Raw genomic sequence first — 19,038 nt, forward strand, 5'->3', positions numbered from 1 at the left:
GCTGGCTCCTTACTCCTTGGCTGCAGCTGCGGATCCGGATGACGGGGCGGCGGCGCGTGACCCGGACCGGATGCCCCATTTCACGGCATCGTCCCAAGTGTCCACGTCCGCGGTGCTTCCCTCCGGAACGGCAACCTCTCTCCACTGCACCCTAGCAAGCATGCTGAACATTGAGAGATTTGCCAGCGTTGCCGGCCCTCCGGCCACGGCCTCGAGAAGCGCATCGGTGCGGTAGAGGCCCGCAAGTGGCTGCGTTTTGCCGGCACCGTCCACGGCGATCACGGAGCAGCTGGGGTCCTCGTCCGCTGCACCGAGCAGCACGGGAACTGCGCGCGCCGCGTCCGGCATGTCGCAGGCAAGTACGAAGGTCCAGGGGCGGCGCGGTGCGCCGCTGCCGGCGGAGAAGCCGCCGAGGGCAGCAATTCCTGCCCCCACCGCGGCGGCAGGGCCGGAGAAGGGAGGATCCTCCCTGACCAGGACCGGGGTATACGCAGAATGTGCGAGTATTCCCTCCAGCGACGGCGGCCCCGCGACGGCCACGCAAACCGCCTCCTGGACAGCCCGCAGGGTGCGTTCCAGCAGGGTCTCGCCTCCAACCCTGAGTTCTGCCTTCGGCACACCGCCCAGGCGTGAGGAGCGGCCGCCGGCCAGGATGACGGCGTCGTATCCTCTCAGTTTCGGGCCGCTCATGCAGCCGTATCCCCGAGGAACGGGCTCCACTGGGCGGCCGGCTGTTCCAGCTCACGGATCTGCCAGCGGGTCCCGTGCGGCGCCCGAGGAGTAAAGCGCAGCTTCCAGCCAAGCTGGTTCAGGGTCCTGTCTCCCTTTTTGTTATTGCAGCGCAGGCAGCATGCCACCATGTTTTCCCAGCTGTCCTCTCCCCCGCGGGATTTGGGGACCACATGGTCCACGGTTGCTGCGGCCTTTCCGCAGTACGCGCAGGAGTGGCTGTCCCGGCGGAGCACTCCCCTGCGGGTTGCCACACTCGAATCCCGGTAGGGAATGTTGACGTACCGGTTCAGCAGGATGACGGACGGGCGCCCGAACACATCGCCGGGACCTACCACCGGGTCACCGCTCTCGGCCAGGACACTCGCCTTTCCGGCAAGAACGAGCACCAGCGCGCGCCGGAAAGTGACCACAGCCAGCGGTTCATAGCCCGCGTTCAGAACCAGGGTTCGCATGCACGTTCCTCTTCGCCTGCCCGCCGCCGGCAAAACAACGTCCACCGGCCCAGCGGTACTTCGAATGTTCACTGCAAGGGTAAGCCGCCGGGGCCGTTCCCGCCATTAAAGGGGTCCGAGTTGGCCTGATCGCGCCGGGCCGCCGTCCTGCAGGCGCCGGATAGGACCTTGCCGGGAACGGCAGAAGGGCCCTGCCGTTCCCGGCAAGGCCCTTCTCTGTGTCATTCGTGCGTCTTAGCCGCCGACGCGGATGTAAACTCCGCCGGAACCGAGCTCAGCAGGTGCAACCACGGTCTGGTTTCCGAAGAAACCGCCATGGACGGCCTGGCCGTTGCCCACGTAGACAGCGATGTGGGCCATGCCCATGCCGCCGTCAGCGTAGTAGATCAGGTCACCGGGAATTGCTTCCGCGGCGCTGACCGTCCGGCCCAGGGAAAGGTAACCGGCAGGCCAGCCGTGGTAGTTGATGCCCGCTGCGGCCAGCGCGTTGGTGGCAAGCATGGTGCAGTCCTGCATGACGCCCAACTGGGCATACGCAGCTGCGGCGATGGTTGCCGCGACGCCTGAGGAAGACGCGGCGGGTGCAGCAGCCGGTGCAGCCTGGGCTGCGGCGGGTGCTGCGGCAGTGTTGGCTGCAGCCGTGTCGCCAGCAGCGGTGCTGTTGTCCGCAACAGTTTCCTGTACGGCCGGAGTGTTCACTTCCTGGGACTGGACAGTGACCTCGGGAGCCACCGTTACGCCCGGAACGGGAGTGAGCGTCAGGTTGGGTCCGATTGCATCGGCCGGAACCTGGAGCGGGATGGAGGACAGATCCAGCTTGCTGGTCTGCACATCGCGTGAGATTTCCGGTCCGGCCGCGTTTGCGGCAACGCCGGTGCTCAGGACGAGGCCGGAAGCAGCTGCGATCACTGCTGCCTGACGGCCAACGGTACCTGCGTTGCTGACGGCATCGGCAAGAGCGGTCAGGGACGCGTTTCGCTGCACGGGCGCGCGGTGGCGCGCACGCTCAGTTGACGTGGTCATTTTTCTCCGTTGTTTCTGGAAACTGAGCGATTAGCTGACGCGGACGAAGCTTGCGCCCGGCAGGTCAGACAGGGAGTGCAGGCCGGTGTTCATGCCGTTCAGGCCACCGCTGATGACCTGGCCGTTACCGACGTAGATAGCAACGTGGCCGCCGGTGATAACGAGGTCGCCGGCCTGGGGGCTGCCGACAACGGTGCCGTAAGCGAAGAACTGGCCGGGAGCCAGGTCGCCAACAGACTTGCCAACCGAGCGCAGTGCCTTCTCGACCATGGCGGTGCAGTCCTGTGCCACGCCAATCTGGGAGTAAGCGGATGCGACCAGGCCGGCGGCAACGCCGCTGGCGGCTACGGGAGCGGAGGAGGCGGTGGTGACCTCGCCGGCAGCCGGAGCGGCCGGGGCAGCGGCCGGAGCGGCCTGGGCGGGAGCTGCGGCCTGCTGTGCGGCGGCGGCCTGCTCCTGTGCTGCTGCGGCAACAGCTGCGGCTTCTTCAGCGGCAGCCTGCTCGGCAGCGGCGATCTGTGCGCGGGTCTCGGCTCCGGAAACGGAACCGGCCAGCGGCTGGACCGGAAGTTCGAACGGTGCCTGCTCGGAAACCGTCACGGTTCCGTTCGAGGTCACAACGTTAAGGGGGGTGGATTCAAGGGCCTGGCGGTCGGTCGAGACCGGGGCTGCCTGGGCCGGCATACCTGCGGCCAGGACGAGGCCGGAAGCAGCGACGACGACGGCGGCCTGGCGACCTACGGAGCCTGCGTTGGCGGTAACAGCTTTGGACAGCGCGGTAAACGGAGTTACCGGCGCAGTGGCGGCACGACGGCGGCCGGAATTGACTGATGACACAGTTTTGCCTCTCCCAATGCCTACGAGGTGAGCTGTCGGATTCGGATGGGAGTCACCCGGTTGCTGGACTGCTAGGTCCGGCAACTTAACCCCAAGGGCTTCTTACGAAACCCGAAATTGGTTCCCCCGCCTCTGCCATGCGATTTTGCGAACGGATCTCGGACAGTGGCAGAGCTCGGCAATCTGTTCGAGAGTGTCTGATCTTTGGCGAATCAGGCACGGTGACGAGAATATAACAACATCACTGAAATGTCACGCTCAGGTCACGAAAGCGTGTTGGAGCGGTCACAACCAGCCCAGGGGGTCGACGGGAGTGCCGTTTACGAGTACTTCGAAGTGCAGATGGCAGCCGGTTGAAGCGCCCGTGGTGCCGCTGGCACCCACCAGATGGCCGCGCCCCAGGGTGTCCCCAACGGAGACACTGATGGCGGAGAGATGGTTGTAGGTGGTTTCAACGCCGTTACCGTGATCCACCACAACGCGGTTGCCGCCGCCCAGTGCATGCCAGCCGGCTGACTTCACCGTGCCGGCCGCAGCCGCGGTCACTTCGGTGCCGCATGCTGCGGCGAAGTCCTGGCCCGTGTGCAGTTCCCCGGCGGTGCCGGTAATGGGACTGACCCGGTAGCCGAAGGAGGACGTCTGGACCAGGTCCGAACTCAGCGGGGTGGCCAGCGTTCCCTTGGCCGCGGCCGGGATCACGTCCGTACCGGCCACGGTCAGGCTGCGGAGCTTGGCATCCGGATCAAACTTGGAGCTCAGTGCGGTCCGCTCGAAGTCCAGGACAGCGTTGGCGTCCGCGGAGACCGGGTCTGCGGCAACCGGCTGCGGCTCGACAGCCGGATCGGTGGCTGCCGCCGTCGTCGGTACCGCTACCGTCAGCACCAGCCCGGAGGCGGCAGCGGCAATGGCGAACTTCTGGGCAGCTCCGCCGATGGGGCGGTGTACGGGTTCGGCGCGGCGCCTTCCGGTGGTCCGGACGGCGGTGCGTGGGCGCAGTTCAGCAGCTGGCGATTCAGCCCTGCGCCTGCCCGAAGCAGCATGCTTCGACAAGTGTTTCCCTCTCTAACAAGCCTGCGAAGTTAGCTGTCGGATTCGAGTAGAGAAACTCGGCCCACGACGCACGTACAGTCCGGTGAGGATTGTGCCGTGCTGCTCGAAGGGCTTCACCCCAAGACAGTAATACTGCCGGTTGGTGGGTCCTCCGCCCCTGCCCGCGAACGGTTGCACCTGCGGTCCAGTGGCAGGGTTAGGCTGTTGGACCGGTGAACGGTGTTGTTGCTGTAGTCAGATGCCACTATAGGGGAAAAAGCCCAAAAGATACCATTCCGTTATCTGGGGCCGCGGCAGGTCACGAAGCGGGCGCGGAGACAAACACGTGCGAAGCCACTTCCGCGGGCAGTTCCAGGGCACCCTCGATGCCCGGCACGCGGACGGAGATGTAGCCTCCCACCACCTCGGCGGTGATGGTGGCACCCGGACGCAGGCCGGCTTCGTCGAGCTGGGTCAAGAGCTCCGGATCCACCTGGATCGGTTCGGCCAGGCGTTCAAGGAGCATTGGCTGACCGGCGCTGACCTCCGATACAGCGGAGAGCAGGTCCCGGTACGGAGTAAGCGGCTGGAGCGCTGCCTCCCCGCCAAGGGCTTCCAGGCCCGGAATCGGATTGCCGTACGGGGACTCCGTGGGCTTGCCCAGCAGGTCATACAGCCGGCGCTCCACCCGCTCGCTCATGACATGTTCCCAGCGGCAGGCCTCGTCGTGGACATAGGCCCAGTCCAGGCCGATCACGTCTGCCAGCAGGCGCTCAGCGAGGCGGTGCTTGCGCATGACTTCGGTGGCGCGCCGCCGTCCAAGGTCCGTCAGTTCAAGCTGACGGGTACCGGAGACCACCACCAGCCCGTCCCGTTCCATCCGGCCAATGGTCTGGGAGACGGTGGGACCGGAGTGGCGCAGGCGCTCGGCGATCCGGGCCCGCAAAGCCACGATGTTCTCTTCTTCCAGCTCAAGGATCGTCCGAAGATACATCTCAGTTGTGTCGATGAGGTCCGTCATGACCAGCCACTCCTAGCAATCGTGCAAAAGAGAATCACCACAGCGGCGCAGAACGCGCCGGCAGTTTTGTTTCCACGTTAGCCCATGGCCGCAAACCCGGCTGAATTACCGCATCTGCTGATCCCGTGCCCGAAGGCCGGTCATAAATAGGACCGGTACGGGCACGGGGTGTTGAATGGAAGGGTACGTGAAGCACCCTGCCAACCCGCTTGGAGCATACAGAAATGGGCGATACCGCCGTTACGATTCCCGCTGAACTTCTCCCCAGGGACGGGCGCTTCGGAGCCGGTCCTTCCAAGGTCCGTCCGGAGCAGATCCAGGCGCTGTCCGACGCCGGAACCAAGCTGCTCGGAACATCCCACCGCCAGGCCCCGGTCCGGAACCTTGTGGGAAGCGTCCGCGAAGGCCTCTCCCACCTCTTCTCCGCGCCTGAGGGCTACGAAGTTGTCCTCGGCGTCGGCGGTTCCACTGCCTTCTGGGACATTGCGTCCTTCGGCCTGGTGGAGAATAAGGCCCAGCACCTGTCCTTCGGCGAATTCGGCTCCAAGTTCGCCGCGGCCACCAACAAGGCACCGTTCCTTGCCGCATCCAGCATCATCAAGGCCGAGCCGGGCACGCGTCCCGAGGCGGTTGCCGAAGAGGGTGTGGATGTCTACGCCTGGCCCCAGAACGAAACATCCACCGGTGTGGCCGCTCCGGTCCGCCGCGTTGCAGGCGCCGACGAAGGTTCGCTGGTCCTGATTGACGCCACTTCCGCTGCCGGCGGCCTGGACGTGGACCTCGCGGAGTCTGACGTGTACTACTTTGCTCCGCAGAAGAACTTCGCTTCCGACGGCGGACTGTGGCTGGGCATGTTCTCCCCCGCAGCGCTTGAGCGCGCCGCGCGGATCAATGCCTCCGACCGCTGGATCCCGGATTTCCTGAACCTGCAGACCGCTGTGGACAACTCCCGGCTGAACCAGACGTACAACACGCCCTCGCTCTCCACCCTGGTAACCCTGGATGCGCAGATTCAGTGGCTGAACTCCAACGGCGGGCTCGGTTTCGCTGCGGCCCGCACTGCGGACTCCGCAGGCCGAATCTACTCGTGGGCGGAAAAGTCCAGTGTGGCTTCGCCGTTTGTCAGCCGCCCGGAGGACCGCTCCAACGTCATCGCCACCATCGACTTTGACGAGTCCATTGACGCGGCGGCCATCGCCAAGACGCTGCGTGCCAACGGCATCGTGGATGTGGAGCCCTACCGGAAGCTGGGACGCAACCAGCTGCGGATCGCTACGTTCGTTGCCATTGAGCCGGACGACGTCAGTGCCCTGCTGCAGTGCATCGACTACGTGATCGAGCACTCCTAGCCGATCCGCCCGGGCCTGCGTAAGGCCGCAGAGAGGACCCTGGCCCCGCTAGCGCGGGCCGGGGTCCTCTTGTGTCAGGTCCGCGGTGTCCTCGCTGGCGCTGCTCGTCAGGTAAAGGCGCCGGCGCATGGAGCGGTCGTAATGCAGCCGCAGGTGGTGTGAACGCCAGGCCCAGACAAGGCCAATCACGGCGGTGACCAGGCCGGAGGCCGCAGCGACGCCCAGGCTCCAGCGGGGGCCGAACGCGTTGGAGACCCATCCCACAATTGGGGCGCCCAGCGGAGTGCCGCCCAGGAAAATCGCGAAGTAGAGCGCCATGACCCGGCCCCGCATCACCGGCGTGGTGGTGGTCTGGACGTAGGCGTTGGCGCTGGTCATCAGGGTCAGTGCGAACAGTCCCACCGGGATGAGGGACAGCGCGAAGATCCACAGGTTCGGTGACAGTGCGGCGATCAGGCAGGCAACGCCGAAGGCGCCGGCCGCACCGAAGATGAACCGCAGCCGCGGTTTGTCCCGGCGGGCTGAAAGCAGCGCACCGGCAACCGAGCCGATGGCCATGATGGAGTTCAACAGGCCGAAGATTCCGGCGTCCTGGCCGAATTCGGTGCGGGCCATCGCCGCGATGTACACCGCGAAGTTCAGCCCAAAGGTACCCACTATGAAGATGGCCAGCAGGACCATGATGAGGTCCGGCCGGTACCTCACGTACTTCAGGCCGGCCCGGATCCTGCCCTTGCCCGGCGGTGCCTTGGGCAGCACGCGCAGCTCTGCGGACCGCATCTTCAGCAGCGCCAGCACCATGGCGGCGAAGGTCACGGTGTTAATGAGGAAGACCCATCCCGGGCCTACGGCCACGGTCAGCAGGCCCGCTGCCGCCGGACCCACCATGCGGGCGCCGTTAAAGGAGGCGCTGTTGAGCGCGACGGCGTTGGGCAGGTTCTCTTCGCTGACCACCTCGGAGACAAAGCTCTGGCGGGCCGGCGCATCGATGGCCGAGACCACGCCCAGGGCCAGCGCGAAGGCATAGACATGCCACAGTTCGGCGTGGCCGGAGAGCACCAGCAAACCCAGTCCAGCGCCCAGGGCGGCCATGGCCACCTGCGTAGTGAGCAGGACCTTCCGCCGGTCATAGGTGTCTGCGACCAGTCCTGCCCAGGGTGCAAGCAGCAGTTGGGGGCCCAGCTGGAGCGCCATGACGATACCCATGGCAGCGGCATCCTGGTTGGTCAGGATGTCATAGACCAGCCAGTCCTGCGCGGTGCGCTGCATCCAGGTTCCGATGTTGGAAACCAGTGCTCCGAGGAACCAGATGCGGTAGTTGAAGATGTGGAGGGAACGGAACATGAGGGTTCACTTCTCCCTTCCGGGATCGTGAACCGCGTTCCGTGCACTCACTGCTTAGTCGTCCTCCGTTGCCGCAGGCGTGGCTGCGGATTCTTCCTCCGGCGCAGCCGCCGCCGCTTCCCGTTCCTTCTCTGCTTCCTGCGCTGCCACGTCTTCCGGACGGACACGCATGGACCACGGCACCCATTCCGGAGCCAGGACGGCCTCCGCCGAGGGCAGCAGTCCCACTTCACAAACCGTCGCGGCCTTGCCGCGGGGAACCCGGGCCACGGTGGCGAACCATTCCCACCCGCGGTAGCCGGGCCGATTGGCCCGGAACCGGTGGGTTACCAGCCGGTCCGCGTCGGGAACGGCACTGACCCACTCCCCTATCTGTTCTTCCGGCACTACTTCCAGCAGGCCGGCGCGGGCCGTCGCCACGGCAGCGGCAAGTACCGCGTCCGGCTTGGACGGCTTGCGCGGAGGCTTCCGCGCGGCAGCAGGCTTCGGCGTCTCTTGGGTATCGCTCGCTTCGGTGGTTTTCACTCGGTGGTTCTGTCCCTACGCATCAAGGTCGTCTGCAACAGCCCGCAGCACCGCAGCCACCTTGGTTGCATGCTTCTTCTCCGGGTACCGGCCCCGGCGCAGTCCGTTGGAGATGCCATCCAGCAGTTTAATGAGGTCTTCGGTGATGACGGCCATGTCATCCGCGGGCTTGCGGGTGGCCTTCGCCACCGACGGCGGGGCCTCCAGGATGCGGGCAGAGAGCGCCTGCGGGCCGCGGCGTCCGTCTGCGACGCCGAATTCCATCCGGGTCCCGGGCTTCACCTCGCTGACACCAGCGGGAAGCGCAGAAGCATGCAGGAAGACTTCCTGGCCGTCGTCAGTGGCCAGGAATCCGAATCCCTTGCCAGTGTCGAACCACTTGACCTTGCCGATGGGCACTTCGCTTACCTCGTTCTTAGGTGTCGGGTGCGGGCTTTCGTCCGCATCTGGTGATGAAAGGGGTGTTGCGTCCGCGCGTATCCGTCTTCCGGAGTCCAGTCGGACCGGCGGCGGACGCCTGTTGAGATACTACGGGGAAGAGTCTTCCCTTTAGAATATCCCGAGCCCCCTAATGCTGGGCCCGCCCCACTTTGGGCGGGCCGGTTTTTAGCTGTTAGCGTTAAAGACCATGGAGCACCTGGGCCCTCACCACGCAGATTCAGCAGACGGCACCGCCGCGCAGGGCACAGCACGTAAGAAGCGCTCACCCCTCCGCCTGCCGGCAGGCATACTGGCCGCAGCTCTTGCCGTGGCCGGCGTCGGAAGCCTTGCCGCCCTGTTGCTGGAGGCACTTCGCGGAGAGGCAGTCTGGCCCGGATTCGCTGCGGGCGCGTTCTACTGCCTGCCCCTGGCCTTCCTCATGATGGCGGGGCTGGTAATTGACTCAATCGTGCGGCGGCGCCGGGGTTAACCCGTTTGTTTTCGGTGCCACTCGGGTAACGTATTGGACGATGTCCGCGATCCGAGCCTTGGCCGAAGACCTTGAAGCGCGCAGTGACGAACAACTGCGTGAACTCCTCCTCGCCCGGCCGGACCTGGCGCTTCCTCCGGTGCCGGATTTCCAGGCGCTGGCAGCCCGGGCCTCAACGCGCATCAGCGTACAGCGTGCGCTCGAAAAACTCACGGCACCCCAGCTCCAGGTACTCGAGGCACTGGATCTGACCACCAACGAAGACTCGCACCTGAGCACCACCGCGTCCTGGCTCAAGGCATCCATTTCCGGATCTACCATCAAGGCGCTGGACGCGATCCTCGGCTACCTCCACAGCCTTGCCCTGCTGCGCCGGGCAACGCCGCATCCCGGAGCTCCAAAAGCCGACGCCGGACGCCGGTTCTACCTCCCGGTTTCGGTTATGGGCGAAGCGCTGGGTGCCTACCCGGCCGGCCTTGGCCGGCCCTATTCCACCTTGGCCGCGCAGCAGCCGGACTTCGGACAGCGCCTTGTGGGAATAGTCGAAGGGCTGCGCCAGCGTGGCCTTCCCATCGAAAAGGCAGACACGCCCTCCACGGCGGCGCACTCGCTGCATCATCTGGTCTCGGATCCTGCCGGGTGGGAAGCCCTGCTGGCCGATGCCCCTCCGCAGACCAATGAACTCCTCCGCCGCTTCAAGTACTCGCCGGTAGGAACCATTCCGCGCAGGGCTGCCATTAGCCGTGCCGTCCTGGAGAATCCCGCCCCCACGCCCGTGGAGTGGCTGGTGGCGCACGGTCTCCTGGTGCCGCTGGACGCCCTGCACGTTGAACTTCCCCGGCCGGTGGGACAGGCGTCCCGCGGCCATGTGATCGTTTCCGATTTCCAGCTGGATCCCGTTCCCCCAACGCCGCGCCCGGTGCCGCAAGCCCTGCGGGACAACGCGGCCTTCGGTGCCGTGGCGGAAACCCTGCGGCTCGTTACCGAACTGCTGGCCCTCGCTGCCGAAGCGCCGATCGGCACGCTGCGGTCCGGCGGGGTCGGGGTGCGTGAGGTCCGCCGCGTCTCTGAGGCCCTGCGGCTGGACGGAACTGCCACCGCCTGGCTGCTTGAGCTGGCCGCGTTGTCCGGGCTCCTGGTCCTGGACGCGGCAACGTCCCGCTGGGGCACCGCGGAAAGCGAATGGCACACTCTGGACCGGGAGCTGCAGTGGCAGCACCTGGTGCGTGCCTGGCTCGAGGCAGAGCGGGCGCCTTCACTTGTTGGCGGACCACTGCCAGGGGGAGGATCCGTCAACGCACTGGCTGCCGAACTGTCCCGCCCTGATGCGCCGCTGGTCCGCCGTCGAATGCTGGAAATGCTCTCGTCCCTCGCCGCCGAGGAAACCGTGGAGGAAGGGCAATCCGGCGCCTATGACGCTGAGGACCTGATCAGCGCGCTGACCTGGTACCAGCCGCGGCTGCAGCGCCGCTTCGCCCGGCTTGTGCCCGGCATCCTGAAGGAAGCCGCGCAGCTGGGACTGCTGGGGTCCGGGGCCATGACCGAGCTTGGCCACGCCGTCGCCGCAGGAGATATGGACCGCGCCGTGGACCGGCTTCGGGCGGCGCTGCCCGAGCCGCTGAGTTCCTTCCTGCTGCAGGCCGACCTCACGGCCGTCGCTCCGGGCTACCTCGATCCCAAGGTTGCCCGGCAGCTGGCCCTGCTGGCAGACGCAGAGGGACAGGGGCCGGCAACGATCTACCGTTTCTCCGCGAACTCGGTGCGCCGCGCGCTGGACGCGGACATGGACGCGGCGTCGATCCTTGAGTTCCTGGCACATTACTCCGCCACCGAAGTGCCGCAGCCCCTGCGCTACCTCGTGGAGGACACCGCAGCCCGGCACGGACGCATGCGCATCGGCGCAGCGTGGTCCTACCTGCGCAGCGACGATGAACCCGGGCTGAACGCCCTGATGGCCGATCCCCGGGCCGCCGTGTTGGGCCTGACCCGCCTTGCGCCCACCGTGATCGCCTGCGCGGCGACGCCGCAGGAACTCGCGCTGGCTATCCGCAAACTGGGCTACGCGCCGGTCATGGAGGGGCGCGCCCGTGAAGCGTCCGGTTCCCATGCCCGGCCGCCTGTCCCTGCGCCGTCGTCATCCGCCACGCGCGTCAATCAGTGGGAACTCACCGAGGAAGACCTCGAGGCGCAGCTCGCTGCGCTGCGCGGGCGCGGCCCCGCCGTGCCCGCCAAGCCGGACGAATCGGTTCCTCTTGTGGGGCTGGAGACCCTCCGCAAGGCCATCCGCACCAAGAGCTCCGTCCGGATGGGTGTGGTGGACAGCCAGGGGAATGAACGCCAGGAGATCTTCGTTCCCTTATCTGTCAGCGACGGGCGGGTGCGGGTCTTCGACCCCCGCCGGGACGTTGAACGCGTAGTGTCGATACATCGGATAATGGATGTGGAAATAGTGGAGGGCAGCCCAGCACATGGTTGACGGACCGTTGATCGTCCAAAGCGACAAGACCATCCTGCTGGAAGTGGACCACCCCTCGGCCGTTGAGGCCAGGCACGCGATCGCAGCGTTCGCTGAACTCGAGCGGGCCCCCGAGCACATCCACAGCTACCGGCTGACGCCCCTGGGGCTCTGGAACGCGCGGGCCGCCGGGCTGGACGCCGAACAGGTGCTCAATACCCTGCTCACGTACTCCCGTTTTCCGGTGCCGCACACGCTCCTGGTGGACATTGAAGAAACCATGTCCCGCTACGGGCGGCTGCGGCTGGAAAAGGACCCCCAGCACGGGCTGGTTCTGCGCACCAATGACTACCCCGTCCTCGAGGAAGTCCTGCACGCCAAGAAAATCCAGCCGCTGCTCGGTCCGAGGATCGACGGCGAGACCGTGGTAGTGCAGTCCGCGATGCGCGGCCAGCTGAAACAGCTTCTGCTGAAGCTGGGCTGGCCGGCGGAAGACCTGGCCGGGTACGTGGACGGAACACCGCATCCGATCCTGCTGGATGAAGACGGCTGGGCGCTGCGCCCCTACCAGAAGCTGGCCACGGAGAACTTCTGGGCCGGCGGGTCCGGAGTCGTGGTCCTGCCCTGCGGTGCCGGCAAGACCCTCGTCGGCGCTGCCGCCATGGCCACCAGCTCCACCACCACCCTGATCCTGGTTACCAACACCGTTTCGGCGCGGCAGTGGAAGGACGAGCTCCTCAAGCGCACGTCGCTCACCGAAGACGAGATCGGCGAGTACTCCGGCGCTGTCAAGGAAGTCCGTCCGGTCACCATCGCCACGTACCAGGTCCTCACGCTCAAGCGCGGAGGTCTGTATCCGCACCTCGAGCTGCTGGACGCCAATGACTGGGGCCTGATTATTTACGATGAGGTGCACCTGCTCCCGGCACCAATCTTCCGTATGACGGCAGACCTGCAGGCCCGCCGCCGCCTGGGCCTGACTGCAACACTGGTGCGCGAAGACGGCCGCGAGGGCGAAGTGTTCTCGCTGATTGGCCCCAAGCGCTACGACGCCCCCTGGAAGGACATCGAAGCGCAGGGCTACATTGCACCGGCGGAGTGCATTGAGGTCCGGGTTGACCTGCCGCGGGATGAGCGCGTTGCCTATGCCATGGCCGAGGACGGGGACAAGTACCGTCTGTGTTCCACGTCGGAGACGAAGTCCAAGGTGGTTCAGGACCTGGTGCGGCGGCATGAAGGCGACCAGGTCCTGGTGATCGGGCAGTACATCGATCAGCTGGATGAGCTGGCGGAGCGGCTGGAGGCACCGGTGATCAAAGGTGGAACGCCTGTCAAGGAACGCCAGCGCCTCTTCAGCGACTTCCGCGAAGGGAAGCTGAAGACCCTGGTTGTGTCCAAGGTGGCCAACTTCTCCATCGACCTGCCGGAAGCCTCGGTAGCCATCCAGGTCTCGGGGTCCTTCGGTTCCCGCCAGGAAGAAGCCCAGCGGCTGGGCCGCCTGCTGCGTCCGAAGGCTGACGGCCGGGCCGCACACTTTTACACCGTCGTCGCGCGGGACACCCTGGACCAGGACTTCGCTGCGAAGCGCCAGCGCTTCCTGGCGGAGCAGGGCTACGCCTATTCCATCCAGGACGCCGCGGATATCGAAAAGCCCGCCTAACCGAGGCACCGGATTTCCGTCCCGCCTCATGCGTCCCGGCAGCGTCACATAATGGCGCCCGCGGATTGGCAGCGGATATCTTGAAAATGCTTCCGGGCGCGCTTCCGCGCGGCTTCGGGCATCCACGTCCCGCCGAGCCGGATCCTGCCACATGCCGCACTTCGCCGTAGTCCCGGGCCCCCCGCGCCCGAATCCGCTCGTTCTCTCCCGCGCCAGGCTGCTCGGCGCGCTCGACGACGCCGCTGCTGCGCCGCTGCTGCGCCGCTGACGATCCTGCGCGCTCCGGAGGGCGCTGGTAAAACCACTCTTCTCCAGGACTGGACCGCTGCACGGGAGCGGACTGCAGCCTGGGTTTCGGCCCGAAGGAGCCCGCTGGCTCCCGCGGAACAGTCCGCCGGCCCGTCCGCCGACTTCCTCACCGCGCTGCTTGCCGGGGCGTTCGATGTACAGGACCCGGAAGAGGCGGTCCTGGTTGAGGAGGTGGCACGGGAGGCGGCCGACGGCGCTGGGCTCGGTTCCGTGCTTCCCCGGCTGGCACATCTGGCTGCCAGGAACCTGCTGATCCTGGAGGACCTCCATCTCGCCACCGGCTTCCCGGCTGAGGACCTGCTGCTGGACCTCCTGCGAGCGATGCCCGGCCTGCGGATCATAGCCAGCACGGCGTCCCTGGGAAGTATCGAAGTGCGCAGGCCGCTTCTCGAACTGGACATCGCGGTGATCGGTCCGGCGCAGCTGGCGTTCACCACGGAGGAATGCGAACACGCCCTGGCCGGTACCACGCTGCAGGACCAGGCGGAGGAGGTCCAAAGACTGACCGGCGGACTGCCGCGCTGGGTTCGATTTTTGGTCCTCTCCTCCTCCGCCGCTGCGCGCAGCCGTCCGGGACGGCAGCTTTCCGCCGTGCTGGACGCCGGGGCTGCGGACCTCGCTGCTCTGTTGTCCCCGCCCGCTGTCTCCGCCGGATTCGCCGAGTTCCTGCTGGGTGCCTCCGTGCCGGAGGAGCTGCCTGCTGCCCTTGCAGCCCGTATAGGCGGCGGGCAGGACGTGGAGGAGATGCTCAGAGACGCTGAACAAAGAGGCTTCCTCACCCGCACAGCCGACGGCGGCGCCGCGGTAGTCCCGCTCCTGCGCCGCGCCGTCCTGGCCAGCGCGGGTAAGACTTCCCCGGCACCTCTGCACGCCCTGCAAGAACTCTGCGGACGGTACTTCCTGGCGCAGGGACAGACCCTTGAAGCGCTTCGCCACGCTATGGCGGTGGACAGCCTGGACCTGGCCACGGACGTCATCCGTCACCATGCCCTGGAACTGTTCACCTTTCACGGTCCCGAGACGAGGAAGCTCCTGGAAGGCGTATCCCTGCGCCGGCTGGCCCGGCAGCCGGCTCCCGCCCTTGCCCTCGCTGTCCTCTACAACTCCTCAGCTTTTCGCCGCATTCGCGGTGCGGAACTGGCAACCCTGGCGATGTCCGGCGCACGGGCCATCTTCCGGGCCATGCCCGCAGCCGAGCGGTTGCTGCTCATCCTGGTTGAGGCAGTCACCCTTCGCGGGAGCGGCCAGATAGATAAGTCAGCGGCCCGCGCAAGGACCGGGCTGCAGACCTACCTGGAAATGCCCCTGGCCGAACGCGAGAGGATCGGCCCGCTCGAATCCGTCGCCATCGCGCACCTGGGAATCTCGCTGTGGCGGGACGGGGCCACGGAGGAAGCCGAAAACGCGTTCACGCGGGCGGCTTCACTGGCAGCGGCGCAGCACCAGCCGGACTATGAAGGCTACTACCACTCCCTCAGCGCCTGCATCCTGGCCGGCCGCGGTGACCTGACCGGCGCTGCCCAGTTCCTGCAGCGCTGCAGCAACCTGGGCTGGGGCAGCGGCGAACTGCATCATTATTCGGTAACGCCCCTTCGGCTGGCCCAGGCGATGACCGCGCTGGAGGCCGGGGAACCCGCTGCCGCCAAAGCAGCCCTGTCCGGCGTCCTGGACCAGGCAGACACCATGGAACTGTGGCCGCGGGTCAGATACCTGGACGCCCTCGCTGACCTGGCTGCAGGCAACCCGGCACCGGCCGCTGCACGGCTTGAAGAAGTCCTCGCCAACAAGTCCGGGCTTCCGCCCATCAGCGGGCCCGAACACGCGCTGCTGGTCCGGGCGCAATCACTCCTGTTGCTGGCGGGCGGGCTGCCGGGCCGAGCCCTGACTGCGGCCGAAAGCCTGCCCACCCCCGAACGGGACCTGGTGACGGCACGTATCCATCTCGCAACCGGACAGGCCGGCAAGACCCTCAGCACCGTTATCCGGTCTGGCGCCGGTGGTTCGCTCCGTGAGCAGGCAGAGGTGGCAGGACTGTCGGTTGCTGCCCGTCTGCAGCTGGAATCCGGGTTGGCGCCGGGGGTGATACTGGAGCTTGCCCGTTTGTCGGTGCTGTACCGGGAGCACGGCCTCAGGCTGTCCACGGCACTCCTGCCCGCAGCGGATCTTGAACGCGTTCGGAACGCCGCCGCGGCAACCGGGCACGACGTCGGGCTGGACCCCTTTCCGAAGAACATCATTAACAGCACGGCGGGCATGCCTGACCTGACATCCCGTGAGCTGGCGATCCTGAACTCGCTGGTCCGGTCGGGTTCCCTCGCTGAGATAGCAGGCATGCACTTCGTTTCAGTAAACACGGTCAAATCGCAGCTCCGCGGGCTTTACCGCAAGCTCGGTGTCGCCGGCCGGGACGAGGCTGTGAATGAGGCGCTGCGCAGGGGCCTGCTCTAGCCGGGAATCCAGGCTCCGCCAAACGAAGCCTGGATTCCCGCAGGCGGCCTCCGGGCGTTGGGGTACCGGGTTGCCGCTGTGTGCCGGGGGCGCCGGGTTGGGGTCCGGCCGCGCTCCGGCGGTTCTGGGGTCAGGCGCTGGTTGCAGCCTGGGGTGGCGGAGTCTCCTGCTGCCGGTAAAAGCTCACGGGCCAGTGTCCGGCGATCACGGCACGTACCGGGGCAGTCCCCAGCGGTCCAGCCTCGGCGGCCCCACCGTCGCGAACCGCCGGTCTGGCCGCGGAGAGCCCGTCCAGGGGCAGCACCGCCCCGGCGTCGTCTTCGGCCCGAGGGACCAGGCGGTGCCTGTACCCAGGCGAAGTTCCCAGCATCTGTTTTCCGCTTTCTCCGGTACGTCCGCGCTTGCGCTTTCACTCAATACTCTCGTTCGGCGGGTATCGAGTGTCCGGATCAGGCAGGGTTTCATCCTGCACTTCACCCCACCCGGCTGGCTCAAAGCTCCCGCTATCCATCCAGCAGACGCTGAGTTAGCATTCAGGGAACCATCAGCCAAATGCTAGAAACTAGGACACGTGACTAAATCTGCTCCTGAGGCCAGGCTCCTTGTTGTCGATGATGAACCCAACATCCGTGAGCTGCTCTCGACGTCGCTGCGCTTTGCCGGCTTCGACGTCGTAGCTGCGGGTAACGGCCGGGAAGCCCTGGCCGCAGTTGATGAGCACAGTCCGGATCTGGCTGTGCTGGACGTGATGCTGCCGGATATGGACGGCTTCACGCTGACCCGCCGGCTGCGCGCGGCGGGACGCCACTTCCCGGTGGTGTTCCTGACGGCCCGGGACGATACCGAAGACAAGGTCACCGGCCTCACCGTGGGCGGGGATGACTACGTCACCAAGCCATTCAGCCTCGACGAGGTTGTGGCCCGGATCCGAGCCGTCCTGCGACGCACCCAGCCCCTCGATGACGACGACGCCGTGATCCGGGTGGAAGACCTGGAGCTCGACGACGATGCGCACGAGGTGCGGCGCGGCGGCGTCACGATCGAACTGTCCCCCACCGAGTTCAAGCTGCTCCGCTACCTGATGCTGAACCCCAACCGGGTCCTTTCCAAGGCGCAGATCCTCGACCACGTGTGGGAGTACGACTTCAACGGCGATGCGTCGATTGTCGAGTCCTACATCTCCTACCTTCGCCGTAAGATCGACAGCAGCCCGGATGCCCCCGCCCTGATCCAGACCAAGCGCGGCGTGGGTTACCTGCTGCGCACGACGGAGAAGCGCTAAGCCTTGCTCCGCCGCTGGAAGTCCGCCTCGCTGCGTTCGCAGCTGGTGGTCATCATGGCCGTACTGATGGTGGTGACCGTCACCATCACGGGCCTCGCCACCATCTATGTCCTGCGCCAGATCCTCATCAGCCGCCTGGATACCGATATCCAGGACAACGCGGGTGCGATTTCCCGGTACCTGGTCTCCGGCAGCCCCACCACTGACGCCTCCCTTTTCCGTTTCTACGGTCTTTACCTGAATGAAGATGGAAGTCACGGACCGGAGACCCACTCCGAGCCGACCTTTGATATCCCGGTTATTGACAACCTGACCGCAGCGGACGTTGATGCCATGGGAGGACGGGGATTCGACGTCCCCGGTACGGCACCCGGCAGCAAGGGCTGGCGGGTGATGGTCTTCCACATTGCCAATTTTCCCGGCTCGATAGCCGTCGCCGTGCCGCTGGATTCGGTAGCCGAAACCGTGGATGAAGCGGCGTCGCTGGTCTTTTCGGTGGGATTGCTGGGAACGCTGGGAGCTACCGGAATTGCCTACTGGGCCGTGACCCGCCAGTTCAGGCCCCTGAGCCACGTGGAGAAGACGGCGGCGGCCATTGCCGCCGGGGATCTTTCCCGCCGTGTCGAAGTAGGCAATCCTGCCACCGAAATCGGCCGGCTTTCCCGGTCCCTTAACGCCATGCTGGCGCACATCGAAACGGCCTTCGCCGCCCGGACTGCCTCTGAGCAGAAAATGCGCCGGTTCGTCCAGGACGCGTCCCACGAACTGCGCACTCCGCTGGTGACAATCCGCGGCTTCTCCGAGCTTTACCGACAAGGCGCGCTGCAGAAACCCGAGGACGTCAGCGCCGCGATGGGACGTATCGAGAGCGAGGCCAAGCGCATGGGCCAGCTCGTGGAAGACCTGCTGACACTGGCACGCGTGGATGAACAGCGTCCGCTGGAATACGGCCCGGTGGATCTGATGATCCTGGGCAACGACGCCGCCCTGGACGCCCGTGCCAGCGCACCGGACCGGGACATCCGCGTGATTGGCCTGGACGGCAGTGCGCCGCGCAGTGCACCCACCATGGGTGACGAGGCAAGGCTGCGGCAGGTGGTTGCCAACCTGATGACCAATGCCCTCCGGTACACCCCGGGCGGCAGCCCCATCGAGGTGGCCGTCGGTGTGGCACCGGTGATCCATGACCGCATGGACGCCGTGCTGGAAGTCAGGGACCACGGTCCCGGAATCTCCGAAGAGGATGCCGCCCGGGTCTTCGAGCGCTTCTACCGGGCGGATTCCTCCCGATACCGCGAAACCGGCGGCACCGGCCTGGGACTGGCAATCGTGGCGGCGCTCGTGGCGCAGCATGACGGCACCGTCCGGCTCACGGAAACCGAGGGAGGCGGTGCCACCATGTCCATTCGCCTTCCCTACAATTCGCCCGACGGTGCGCCGGAGCACGAGCCCGCCGAAGACGAGGACGGGGACCACCCCGAGGACTAGCCCGACGATGGCTTGACCGGCTGCGGATCCACCTGCCGCCCACCGTTCCTGCACAGCTTGCGCCGCACTGCCCCGCGGGCCCGGGCTGTGTACGGCCGAACGGCGTGCAGGCCACCTTTTGCGTTCCGCACGTAGCGTTCCCTGCCTAGGACCGCACCGGGCGGTCCCTGGAAG

Annotated in this window: 16 protein-coding genes and 2 riboswitches; of the genes, 7 read left to right on the top strand and 9 right to left on the bottom strand. The window is 66.3% G+C overall.

All coding sequences use genetic code 11. The features are described 5' to 3' along the window. Positions 1-9 precede the first annotated feature (9 nt). The 6 genes from mobA to GD628_RS15445 form a co-directional block, all read right to left on the bottom strand. The gene (mobA, locus tag GD628_RS15420) at positions 10-690 is read right to left on the bottom strand and encodes a molybdenum cofactor guanylyltransferase (RefSeq protein ID WP_226802593.1); all 681 of its coding nucleotides are present in this window, start codon (positions 688-690) and stop codon (positions 10-12) included. Continuing rightward, positions 687-1,184 (bottom strand): HNH endonuclease, encoded by a 498-nt coding sequence (locus tag GD628_RS15425; RefSeq protein ID WP_091607753.1) that lies wholly within the window; start codon positions 1,182-1,184, stop codon positions 687-689. Before GD628_RS15425 ends, mobA begins: the two co-directional genes overlap by 4 nt. A 234-nt stretch (positions 1,185-1,418) precedes the next feature. Next, on the bottom strand, positions 1,419-2,207 hold the full coding sequence (locus GD628_RS15430; protein WP_091607756.1) for an NlpC/P60 family protein: 789 nt from the start codon (positions 2,205-2,207) through the stop codon (positions 1,419-1,421). A 30-nt stretch (positions 2,208-2,237) separates the two neighbouring features. Further along, positions 2,238-3,044, bottom strand: a complete 807-nt coding sequence (locus GD628_RS15435) for an NlpC/P60 family protein (protein ID WP_091607759.1) — start codon at positions 3,042-3,044, stop codon at positions 2,238-2,240. A gap of 3 nt (positions 3,045-3,047) precedes the next feature. Further along, a riboswitch (cyclic di-AMP (ydaO/yuaA leader) is annotated at positions 3,048-3,204 on the bottom strand. A 125-nt stretch (positions 3,205-3,329) separates the two neighbouring features. Further along, the gene (locus GD628_RS15440; protein WP_152275310.1) at positions 3,330-4,094 is read right to left on the bottom strand and encodes a M23 family metallopeptidase; all 765 of its coding nucleotides are present in this window, start codon (positions 4,092-4,094) and stop codon (positions 3,330-3,332) included. A 3-nt stretch (positions 4,095-4,097) separates the two neighbouring features. Beyond that, a riboswitch (cyclic di-AMP (ydaO/yuaA leader) is annotated at positions 4,098-4,307 on the bottom strand. A gap of 85 nt (positions 4,308-4,392) precedes the next feature. Further along, complete coding sequence (locus GD628_RS15445) at positions 4,393-5,094, bottom strand: iron-dependent transcriptional repressor DtxR (RefSeq protein WP_091607764.1); 702 nt, start codon at positions 5,092-5,094, stop codon at positions 4,393-4,395. A gap of 224 nt (positions 5,095-5,318) precedes the next feature. On the opposite strand from GD628_RS15445, the gene serC reads away from it, so the two are divergent. Next, complete coding sequence (gene serC, locus GD628_RS15450) at positions 5,319-6,443, top strand: phosphoserine transaminase (protein WP_152275311.1); 1,125 nt, start codon at positions 5,319-5,321, stop codon at positions 6,441-6,443. A 48-nt stretch (positions 6,444-6,491) separates the two neighbouring features. Here the strand turns inward: serC and GD628_RS15455 are convergent, their stop codons facing one another. The 3 genes from GD628_RS15455 to GD628_RS15465 are packed head-to-tail and all read right to left on the bottom strand — an operon-like array spanning position 6,492 to position 8,711. Continuing rightward, positions 6,492-7,787: an MFS transporter gene (locus GD628_RS15455; protein ID WP_152275312.1), complete on the bottom strand. Its 1,296-nt coding sequence runs from the start codon at positions 7,785-7,787 to the stop codon at positions 6,492-6,494. Positions 7,788-7,841: 54 nt separating this feature from the next. Continuing rightward, positions 7,842-8,312, bottom strand: a complete 471-nt coding sequence (locus GD628_RS15460; RefSeq protein ID WP_152275313.1) for a DUF3027 domain-containing protein — start codon at positions 8,310-8,312, stop codon at positions 7,842-7,844. Between the two features lie 15 nt (positions 8,313-8,327). Next, a complete protein-coding gene (locus GD628_RS15465; RefSeq protein WP_091607783.1) occupies positions 8,328-8,711 on the bottom strand; it encodes a cold-shock protein in 384 nt (127 codons plus the stop codon). Positions 8,712-8,940: 229 nt separating this feature from the next. On the opposite strand from GD628_RS15465, the gene GD628_RS15470 reads away from it, so the two are divergent. The 6 genes from GD628_RS15470 (at position 8,941) to GD628_RS15495 (ending at position 18,864) form a co-directional block, all read left to right on the top strand. Then, a complete protein-coding gene (locus GD628_RS15470) occupies positions 8,941-9,222 on the top strand; it encodes a hypothetical protein (RefSeq protein ID WP_091607788.1) in 282 nt (93 codons plus the stop codon). Positions 9,223-9,262: 40 nt separating this feature from the next. After that, a complete protein-coding gene (locus tag GD628_RS15475) occupies positions 9,263-11,698 on the top strand; it encodes a helicase-associated domain-containing protein (protein WP_152275314.1) in 2,436 nt (811 codons plus the stop codon). Next, on the top strand, positions 11,691-13,337 hold the full coding sequence (locus GD628_RS15480; RefSeq protein ID WP_091607799.1) for a DNA repair helicase XPB: 1,647 nt from the start codon (positions 11,691-11,693) through the stop codon (positions 13,335-13,337). The genes GD628_RS15475 and GD628_RS15480 overlap by 8 nt, the downstream gene beginning before the upstream one ends. 480 nt (positions 13,338-13,817) lie before the next feature. Next, on the top strand, positions 13,818-16,094 hold the full coding sequence (locus GD628_RS15485; protein ID WP_152275315.1) for a LuxR C-terminal-related transcriptional regulator: 2,277 nt from the start codon (positions 13,818-13,820) through the stop codon (positions 16,092-16,094). Positions 16,095-16,665: 571 nt separating this feature from the next. After that, positions 16,666-17,376, top strand: a complete 711-nt coding sequence (locus tag GD628_RS15490; protein WP_091607814.1) for a response regulator transcription factor — start codon at positions 16,666-16,668, stop codon at positions 17,374-17,376. 3 nt (positions 17,377-17,379) lie between these two features. Then, on the top strand, positions 17,380-18,864 hold the full coding sequence (locus GD628_RS15495) for a sensor histidine kinase (RefSeq protein WP_338083429.1): 1,485 nt from the start codon (positions 17,380-17,382) through the stop codon (positions 18,862-18,864). The last annotated feature ends 174 nt before the right edge of the window (positions 18,865-19,038 follow it).

This window comes from Arthrobacter koreensis (assembly GCF_009193255.1).
Classification (GTDB): Bacteria; Actinomycetota; Actinomycetes; order Actinomycetales; family Micrococcaceae; genus Arthrobacter_B; species Arthrobacter_B koreensis.